At 74.3% G+C, this 8,327-nt stretch carries 6 protein-coding genes; 5 read left to right on the top strand and 1 reads right to left on the bottom strand.

The genetic code is table 11. The annotated features are described in order from the left end of the window. Positions 1-43 precede the first annotated feature (43 nt). A complete protein-coding gene (locus ACFWB8_RS35860) occupies positions 44-454 on the bottom strand; it encodes an organic hydroperoxide resistance protein (RefSeq protein WP_385237137.1) in 411 nt (136 codons plus the stop codon). A 125-nt stretch (positions 455-579) separates the two neighbouring features. On the opposite strand from ACFWB8_RS35860, the gene ACFWB8_RS35865 reads away from it, so the two are divergent. The 5 genes from ACFWB8_RS35865 to ACFWB8_RS35885 form a co-directional block, all read left to right on the top strand. Beyond that, the gene (locus ACFWB8_RS35865; RefSeq protein WP_385237140.1) at positions 580-1,068 is read left to right on the top strand and encodes a MarR family winged helix-turn-helix transcriptional regulator; all 489 of its coding nucleotides are present in this window, start codon (positions 580-582) and stop codon (positions 1,066-1,068) included. 321 nt (positions 1,069-1,389) lie between these two features. Further along, on the top strand, positions 1,390-3,138 hold the full coding sequence (locus tag ACFWB8_RS35870; protein WP_385237143.1) for a BTAD domain-containing putative transcriptional regulator: 1,749 nt from the start codon (positions 1,390-1,392) through the stop codon (positions 3,136-3,138). 79 nt (positions 3,139-3,217) lie between these two features. Next, entirely contained in the window at positions 3,218-5,422 is a 2,205-nt protein-coding gene (locus tag ACFWB8_RS35875) for a TOMM precursor leader peptide-binding protein (RefSeq protein WP_385237146.1), read from the top strand. Next, positions 5,412-7,364, top strand: a complete 1,953-nt coding sequence (locus tag ACFWB8_RS35880; RefSeq protein ID WP_385237149.1) for a TOMM precursor leader peptide-binding protein — start codon at positions 5,412-5,414, stop codon at positions 7,362-7,364. The genes ACFWB8_RS35875 and ACFWB8_RS35880 overlap by 11 nt, the downstream gene beginning before the upstream one ends. Before the next feature lie 33 nt (positions 7,365-7,397). Further along, the coding region (locus ACFWB8_RS35885) for a SagB family peptide dehydrogenase (RefSeq protein WP_385237152.1) at positions 7,398-8,327 on the top strand (930 nt) is incomplete at its 3' end.

Genomic DNA, 8,327 nt, shown 5'->3' on the forward strand with positions numbered 1-8,327 from the left:
CGCTCACACGCGCTCCCGCCCCCACACCCGGCACGCTCGGTGACTACTCGACCACGAGTTCGACGGGGATGTTGCCGCGGGTCGCCTTGGAGTAGGGGCAGACCTCGTGGGCCTGCTTGACCAGCAGGTTGCCGGTCTCGCCCGCCAGCGACTCGGGGAGCTCCACCCGCAGGACCACGGCCAGGCCGAAGCCCGTCGCGTCCTTGCCGATGGCGACCTCGGCCGTGACCGAGACCTCGCTGGTGTCGACCTTGGCCTGGCGGCCGACCAGGCCCAGCGCGCTGGCGAAGCAGGCGGCGTAACCGGCCGCGAAGAGCTGCTCGGGGTTGGTGCCCTGACCGCTGCCGCCGAGCGCCGGGGGCATGGCGAGCGCGAGGTCGACCTGGCCGTCGGAGCTGACGGTGCGGCCTTCGCGGCCGTTGGCGGTGGCGACAGCGGTGTAGAGCGCGTCCATCTCGGGTGTCCTCTCACGGAGCGAGGCGGGGAGGCCGGCCGGCGACCCCGCCCCTCGAGAATGACACACAATTCAGTTGTGCACAATTCAGTTGTCGAGCGGGGTGCCCGAGGTACAGTGGCACCATGACCGAGCAGCAGACCGACACCCTCCGCGACCAGGACTTCCTGCGCCTCGACGGCCAGATCTGCTTCGCGCTCAACGCGGCGAGCCGCGCCTTCGGGGGCCTCTACCGCGTCGTCCTGAAGGACCTCGGCCTGACCTACCCCCAGTACCTGGTGATGCTGGTGCTCTGGGAGCACGGCGAGCTTCCGGTCAAGGACATCGGCGGACACCTGCGGCTCGACTCGGGGACCCTGTCCCCGCTGCTCAAGCGCCTCGAAGCGGCCGGCCTGATCCGCCGCGAGCGCAGCCCCGAGGACGAGCGCTCCGTGCACGCCCACCTCACCGAGGAGGGCGCCGCGCTGCGCGCCCGCGCGGTGGAGGTGCCGCGGCGGATCGCGACCGCCACCGGATTCGACCTCGGCGAGATCCGGGACCTCCAGACCCGCCTGCACCGCCTCACCGCCGCCCTCGACGCGGCGGCCACGCAGTCCGCGGAGTCCGCGATCTGAACCGTGGTGCGCGGTTCGGCCAGTTCGGCGCTATCAGTGGCCGAATATGGAGCTTAATTGGATCTACGCTCCGTGCTTGGATGGCGCCCCAACCGCAATTCGTTTACGCCTGAACGTTTTTGGCGGTGGGACGGTAACGCCCTGAAGCGCCGAAGTGACGCAGAAGAGACGAACACCGGGCAAGTCGTAATTGACCCCGACTGTGACTCGACTTTCACAAGATCCGTTATGTAGGGTTCCATTCATTCACCGACCAACGAGGACGCAGGCCACCCACGCCGCTCCTCATGCGAATACGTGACCCGACACGGGGGACCAGTCATGCGGTTCCAGCTTTTGGGGCCCTTGAGTATTGCGCACGGCCCGGAAACTGTTGTTCTCAAGCCCTCCAAACCGACAAGCCTTCTCGCCGCTCTTCTCCTCCATCCCGGAGCGGTCGTCTCCACCGGCTATTTGCTGCACGCGGTATGGGACGAGGAACCGCCCGCCACCGCGCGGGCCGCACTGCAGACCTGTGTACTGCGGCTGCGCCGGTTATTCGAGAAGTACGGCATATCCGCGACCACCATCGAGGCGGTGCCGGGCGGTTACCGGATGCCCAATGACATCCGGACACTCGATCTCGTCCAGTTCCGCTCCCTCGCCGAACAGGCTTCGGCCTCGGCCGACCCGGGAGAGGAGCTGTACCGGCTCCGGGAGGCCCTGTCGCTGTGGCACGGTCCGCCCCTGGCGAACGTGGCCTCGCTGATGCTCCGGCGCGACGCCGTTCCGGCGCTCGAACAGGAGCGGCTGCGGGTGCTGGAGCGGGTCTGCGACCTCGAACTCGCCGCCGGGAACTGCCATCAGGTCCTCGTCGACCTGTACGAGGGCTCCCGCCGCCATCCGGTGCGCGAGCGCTTCACGGAACAGCTCATCGAGGCGCTCTACCGCACCGGGCGGCAGGCCGAGGCCCTGGCCGAGTACCGGACCGTACGGGAGCGGCTGCGCGACGAGTTGGGGATCGACCCCGGGGCCGGGCTGCGCCGCCTGGAGATGGCGATCCTGCGGGCCGAGGAACTCGGACCGCCCGCCACCGCCCGACCCGCCTTGCCGCGGGCCGCCCTGTCCGTCGCCGCGGCGCCCGCCCCGGCGCGGGTCGCGCAGCGCGGCGCGCTGCCGCCGGTGCCCGGTTTCGTCGGGCGCGCGGCCGACCGTACGGCCATGGTCGCGCGGCTCACCTCGACGGACGGGCCCGGGCTGGTCATCGTCTCGGGGGCGCCCGGCATCGGCAAGTCGGCACTGGCTCGCCAATGCGCGCACGAGGCCCAAAGCGCCTTCCCCGGCGGGGTGTTCACCATCACGCTGGGCCGGCCCGACGGGGGCCGCCTGAGCGTGGACGAGGCCCGTGCGCTGCTCCCCGAACCGGACGGCGACGGGCGCCGACGGCTCCTGTTGCTCGATGACGCCGCCGGGGCCGGGCAGGTGCTGTCGCTGCTCCCCGCCACGGGGGACGCGGCCGTGCTCGTGACCAGCCGGCGCGGGCTCGCGGCCGTCGCCGCGACGCACGGCGGGTCGGTGCACCGCCTGGACGTGCTCGGTCCCGCCGAGGCCTACGAGCTGCTCGCCGGGCTCGTCGGCGCCGAGCGGATAGCGGCCGAGGCGCGCGCCGCGCACCGACTCGCCGCCGTCTGCGGGCACTTCCCGCTCGCGCTGCGGATCGCGGCGGGCCGGCTGCTGACCCGGCCCGGGCTCTGCGTCGCCGACTGCGCGGCCTGGCTGGCGGAGGATCCGCCCGCCCGGCTCGCCCTCGCCGAGGATGCCCGGCTGTCGGTGCCCGAGGTGTTCGGGCAGGCGCTGGACGCGCTCGCGCCGGAGCAGCGGGACGCGTTCCTGCGGGTGGGCTCGCTCGAGCCGGAGGCCGTTCTCGCGGCGGTGGCCGGCGAGAGCGTACTCGAACAGCTCGTGGACGCCGGGCTGTTGGAGGACGGGCCGCCCGGGCCGCATCCGTACCGGCTCCATCATCTGCTTCGCGTCTACGCGCGTTGGTTCACCGAGCGGCGGCTGGACGCCGTCCTGCCCGCACCGCTCTGATCCCCTTCGCCTCCCCCTCTCCGTCCTGCTCTCCCTTCCCTCTCCCCCATCACTCCCAGACCGCAATCAGGGGTGTCCCATGTCCCAAGCCAGTTATGAGTCCGTCGCAGCCACCCGGCCCAGGATCCGCCGGGACGTGCTGTTCACGCAGACGCCGGACGGCGTGCTGTTCCACAACTCCGACGGCGGCTTCCGCCTCACCGCCAAGACGGCGTACCGGTTCGCCACGCTGATCGTCCCGCACCTCACCGGCGCGTACACGGTCGCCGAGATCTGTCAGGGCATGGGCGATCCACAGCGGGCGATGGTCGGCGAACTCGTCAGAACCCTGTACGACCGGGACTTCGCGCGGTCCGCGCGCGAGGACTCCGGCCCGTCGGTGCTCCCGCCCGACGTGGCACGGCGGTTCGCGCCGCAGATCGCGTACGTGGAGCACTACGCCGATGACGCCGAGGCTCGCTTCCTGCGCTTTCGCGACGCACGGGTCGCGGTGCTCGGAGACGACGCCGTGGCCCGCTGGTGCGCCCTGAGCCTGGTGCGCAACGGCTGCGCGGTCGTCGGGGTGCTGCCGCAGGCGGATCGCGAGACGCTGGACATCGATGCCACAGAGGCCCTCGCTGACGGATGTCCCGTGGCGATACGCACCCTGCCGGGCGCTGAACAAGGCCTGGACTGGGCGGCGTTGAGCGAGTACGACACCGTCGTGGTGAGCGGCGGGCGCACGGCCGCGGCGCGGCTGCTCCCACTGCTGCGGGCCGGGATCCCCGAGGGCCGCACGCTGCTGCCCGCCTGGACGTACGGCTCCGACGCGGTGATCGGCCCGCTGATGACGCACGGCTCCCCGGGCTGCTGGGCCTGCGCGGCGCTGCGGATGGGCGCGGCGCGCGGGGAGGCGGGGGCGGCGGCCGACCTGTGGAGCGCCCTGGCACTGCCGGGCGGCCCGCAGGCCGCCGGGCCCGTGCCGGGGGGTCCGCTGGCCGCGATGATCGGCAACCTGCTGGGCTACGAGGTCTTCCGCGCGGCCTCCGGGGCGCTGCCCGCCGAAACGGCCGGGCGGCTGCTCGTCCAGGACATGGAGTCGCTGGACGTCACCGACGAGCCCTTGTTCGCGCACCCGCGCTGCCCGCTGTGCGCCGGCGCCGGCGCACAGGCCGAGGCGGTGGACCTCGCCGCGGCGGGCGCCGCGGGAACGCCCGCTGCGGCGACCCTGGAGACGGCGCGCGAGGCGGACGCGCTGGTCGACGAGCTGAACCGGCGCTCCGCGCTGGTGCGTCCGTACGCCGGGGTGTTCACCCGGTTCGCCGACGAGCCGCTGACGCAGATACCCCTGAAGCTCGGTGTGGTCGAGCTGGGCATCGGGCATGCCGGGACGCGCTCGATCGCCGCCTTCGACGTCCACCACGTCGCCGGGGCGCGGATGCGCGCATTGGACGCGGCGGCGCTCGTGTACGCCGAGCACGTCGTGCCGGCGGGCGGGCTGGTGGCCGGGGCCTCGGCGCCTGCCGGTCTGCCGGAACTGGCCGTCGCCTGCGGGGTGCCCGGGACGGTGACGGCGTACCAGCAGGCGGTCTCGCTGCTGACCAAGGAGCCCGTGCTCGTCCCGGCCGGCGCGGTGCGGCCGTTCGGGCCGCACAACGCCGACCGGCTCTTCGAGCGCACCCGGGCCGGGGCGGGCGCGGGCCCGGCCCTCGCGGACGCGGCCGCCGCCGGGCTCGCTTCGGCCCTCGGGTACGACGCACTGCTGCGTGCCGTACGGGGCGCCGCGGCGGGTCTGGTGCCGCTGCCGGCGGTCGACGCGGAAGCCGACGCGGATGCCGAGCTGGTCTTCCTCGTACGGTCGGCGGAGCGGCTGGGGCTGCCGGTGGAGCTGCTGGACCTCGGGGAGGGCGCGCGCAGCGGCGTACAGGTGCTGCTCGCACGCTGCGGGGAGCGGTGGGCGCTGGGCAGTGATCCCGGGCGCCGGTCAGCGGCGGTTCGCGCGCTGCGGGAGCTGCTGGGCACGGTGCAGTTCGAGCGCGACGAGGCCGGCGGCCACGGCGGGGCGGCCGACACCGGCGATCCGCTGCTGCGCGACCTCGACCCGCGCGCGCTGACGGTGTCCGGCACGGCCGGCCCCGCCGACGACGGCGCGGCCATCGGCTGGGCGGAGGTCCTGGACCGTCTCGGGTCGGCGGGGCGGGACGCGTACGTGGTCCCGACGGGCTCGCCCGACCTGGCCTCGGCGGCCATCCACACGGTCCGGGTGCTGCTCACCGCCGCCCGGGAGCCGCGCGATGACGCGTAGCCGGCTGCCGAAGGCGCCCGCGGACCCCGGCGCCGAGCGGTTCGGCGGGCTGCTGGCGCGGGCGCTGGGGGCGCTGGACGGTCCACTCGTGGAGTTGTCCGTGCTGGGGCTGCGCGATGCCTTCGCCGAAGCGCCGGACGACGGCGACGGCCACGGCCTCGGCTACGGCGGCTTCAGCCTCGGAGACGCCGCGGTCCGGGCCGTACCGGTCCACCTGTACGGGCATCAGGCCGTGGTCGGCCCGTTCCCCGTGGCCGGACGGCCGGGCTGCGGCCGGTGTCTGGAGCGGCGCTGGCAGGCCGTACGGTCCGTCGCGCTGCGGGACGCGCTGGAGCTGGGCGGCGGGACCCGGGCGGCGGGTGAGTGGCCGTACGCGCACGCCTTCGCCGCCCAGGCGCTGGCCGCGCTGGTGACGGCGGCGGCAGCGGCGCCGGCTCCCGGGCCGTTTCCCGATGTGCGGGTGCTGGACCTGCGCAGCGGCCGCGTGCGCCGCTACCCGCTGGTCCCCGATCCGCAGTGCCCCCGGTGCGCGGCGCCCGGAGCGGACGCCCCGGTGCCGCTCGATCCGGCGCCCGCGCCCGCGTACCGGGCCGGAGCCTTCCGGACCCGGCCCATCGAGGCGTACGGCATCGACGTCGCCGCGTTCGCCAATCCCCTGTGCGGAGCCCTTGGGCCCTCGCTCGTCCAGGACATCTCCTCGACCTCCACCTCCGCGACCATCGGCTGCTTCTCGATGCGGGCCGGCGAGTACCTGCGCGAGACGTTCTGGGGCGGGCACACCGACTCCTTCGACCGCAGTGCGCGGGTCGGGGTGCTGGAGGGCCTGGAACGGTACGCGGGGATGCGCGCGCGCTCGCGGACGACCAGCGTCTTCGGCTCGCTGAAGCGGTTCGGCGCCGACGCCGTCGATCCGCGCGAAGTGGGCCTCTACAGCGAGGAGTTCCACCGGGACAACCCGCGGGTGCGGCCCTTCGACGCAGACCGCGACATCCCCTGGGTGTGGGGGTGGTCGCTGCGCGACCGCGTACCGCGCCTGGTGCCGGAGATCCTGACGTACTATCACGCGCCGGGTCTGGAGAACCGTTTCGTGCAGGAAAGCTCCAACGGCTGTGCCTCCGGCGGCAGTCTGGCCGAGGCCGTGTACTTCGGCCTGATGGAGGTCATCGAGCGCGACGCCTTCCTGCTCGCCTGGTACGGGCGCCAGGCGCTGCCCGAGATCGACCCGGCGAGCAGCGCGCGGACCCGGACCCGGTCCATGGTGGACCGCCTCGCGATGTACGGGTACCGCGCGCGGTTCTTCGACACCAGGATCACCTTCCCGGTCCCGGTGGTGACCGGCGTCGCCGAGCGGTTCGACGGGGGCCCGGGCCGGATGTGCTTCGGCGCGGGCGCCGGGCTGGACCCGGAGGCCGCCCTGGCCTCCGCGCTGTGCGAGATCGCGACGGACGCCGTGAACCTGCCCGGGCGCACCGTGCGGGACGAGGTCCGACTGCGCGCGATGGCCGCGGACTTCGACCTGGTCACCGCGCTGCACGATCATCCGCTGGTCTACGGGGTCCCGGAGATGGGCCGGCACGCCGACTTCCTGCTGCGGGCGCCGGACCCGGGGCCGCTGCGGCCGGTGGCCGACCTGCGAGCGCCGGACGCCGTGGGCGCCGGGGCGCGGGACGACGTACGCGCGCACCTGGAGCGGTGCGTCGAGGCCGTGGCGGCCGAAGGGTTCGACGTCGTGGCCGTCGACCAGACCCTGCCGGAGCAGCGGGCCCTGGGCCTGCACACGGTGAGCGTGCTGGTGCCGGGGCTGCTGCCGATCGACTTCGGCTGGTCGCGCCAGCGGGCGCTCGGCATGCCCCGGTTGCGGACCGCGCTGCGCGCGGCCGGGCTGCGCGAGCACGACCTGGAGCCCGCGGACCTCAACCCGGCCCCGCACCCCTTTCCCTGACCTCGATCGACCCCTGAACGCAGGAGGACACCCGTGGGCTACGCCCATGACTACGCCGACGCCATCATGCATCGAGGCCGGGTCCCGATGGAGCCCGCCGACTTCGTGCCCGACTGGGCGGACCGGCCCCGGAAGGCGAAGTTCTACCCGGGGGCCGAGACGCTGCCCCTGCCCGAGCCCGGGCCCGGGCCTGCCGCCGGGGACGGCCCGGCGGGCGGGTTCACGCTGCCGCTGCTCTCCGGGATGCTCCAGGACTCGTACGGGCTGACCGGGCGCCGGCTCGGCGTGCAGGCCAACACCGATCTGGCGGCGCTGCCCCACTACACGCAGGCCAACTGGTCGCGGGGGACGGCCTCCGGCGGCGGGCTCTACCCGGTCGGCGTCCACTGGGCCGCGGGCGCGGGCGGACCGCTCACGCCCGGGCTCTACCACTACGCCCCGCACCAGCACGGGCTGCGCCGGCTGCTGGCGGGCGATGTCACCGGTGAGATACGCAGGGCGCTGGGGCCGGACGGGCCCGCCGCCACCCAGTACCTGGTCCTCGGGGTCAAGTACTGGCAGAACTCCTTCAAGTACAACAGCTTCTCCTTCCACGCCGTGAGCATGGACGTGGGCGCGCTGCTCCAGACCTGGCGGCTGTGGGCGCGGCCGCACGGGCTGCGGATCGCGCCGGCCCTCTGGTTCGACGAGGAGCGGCTCGCGGGACTGCTGGGCGTGGCGCCCGAGGAGGAGGGGATCTTCGCGGTCGTCCCGCTGGAGTGGGACGGCGCCCCGGGCCCCGGGCCTGCGCCGGTGCACTCCCCTGCCCCCTCCCCCGCCGCCGTGGTGCGCCGCCGCGACGCCGAGCGCTCGCGCACCGTCCTGGCCTTCGAGACCCTGCGCCGTGTCCACGGGGCGACCCTCGGCCGGGCCGCCGACCGCCCGGCGCCCGGCGCGCTCGACGCGGCCGCCGCGTTCCCGGTG

The organism is Streptomyces sp. NPDC060031 (assembly GCF_042736805.1).
In the GTDB taxonomy this organism is placed as follows: domain Bacteria; phylum Actinomycetota; class Actinomycetes; order Streptomycetales; family Streptomycetaceae; genus Streptomyces.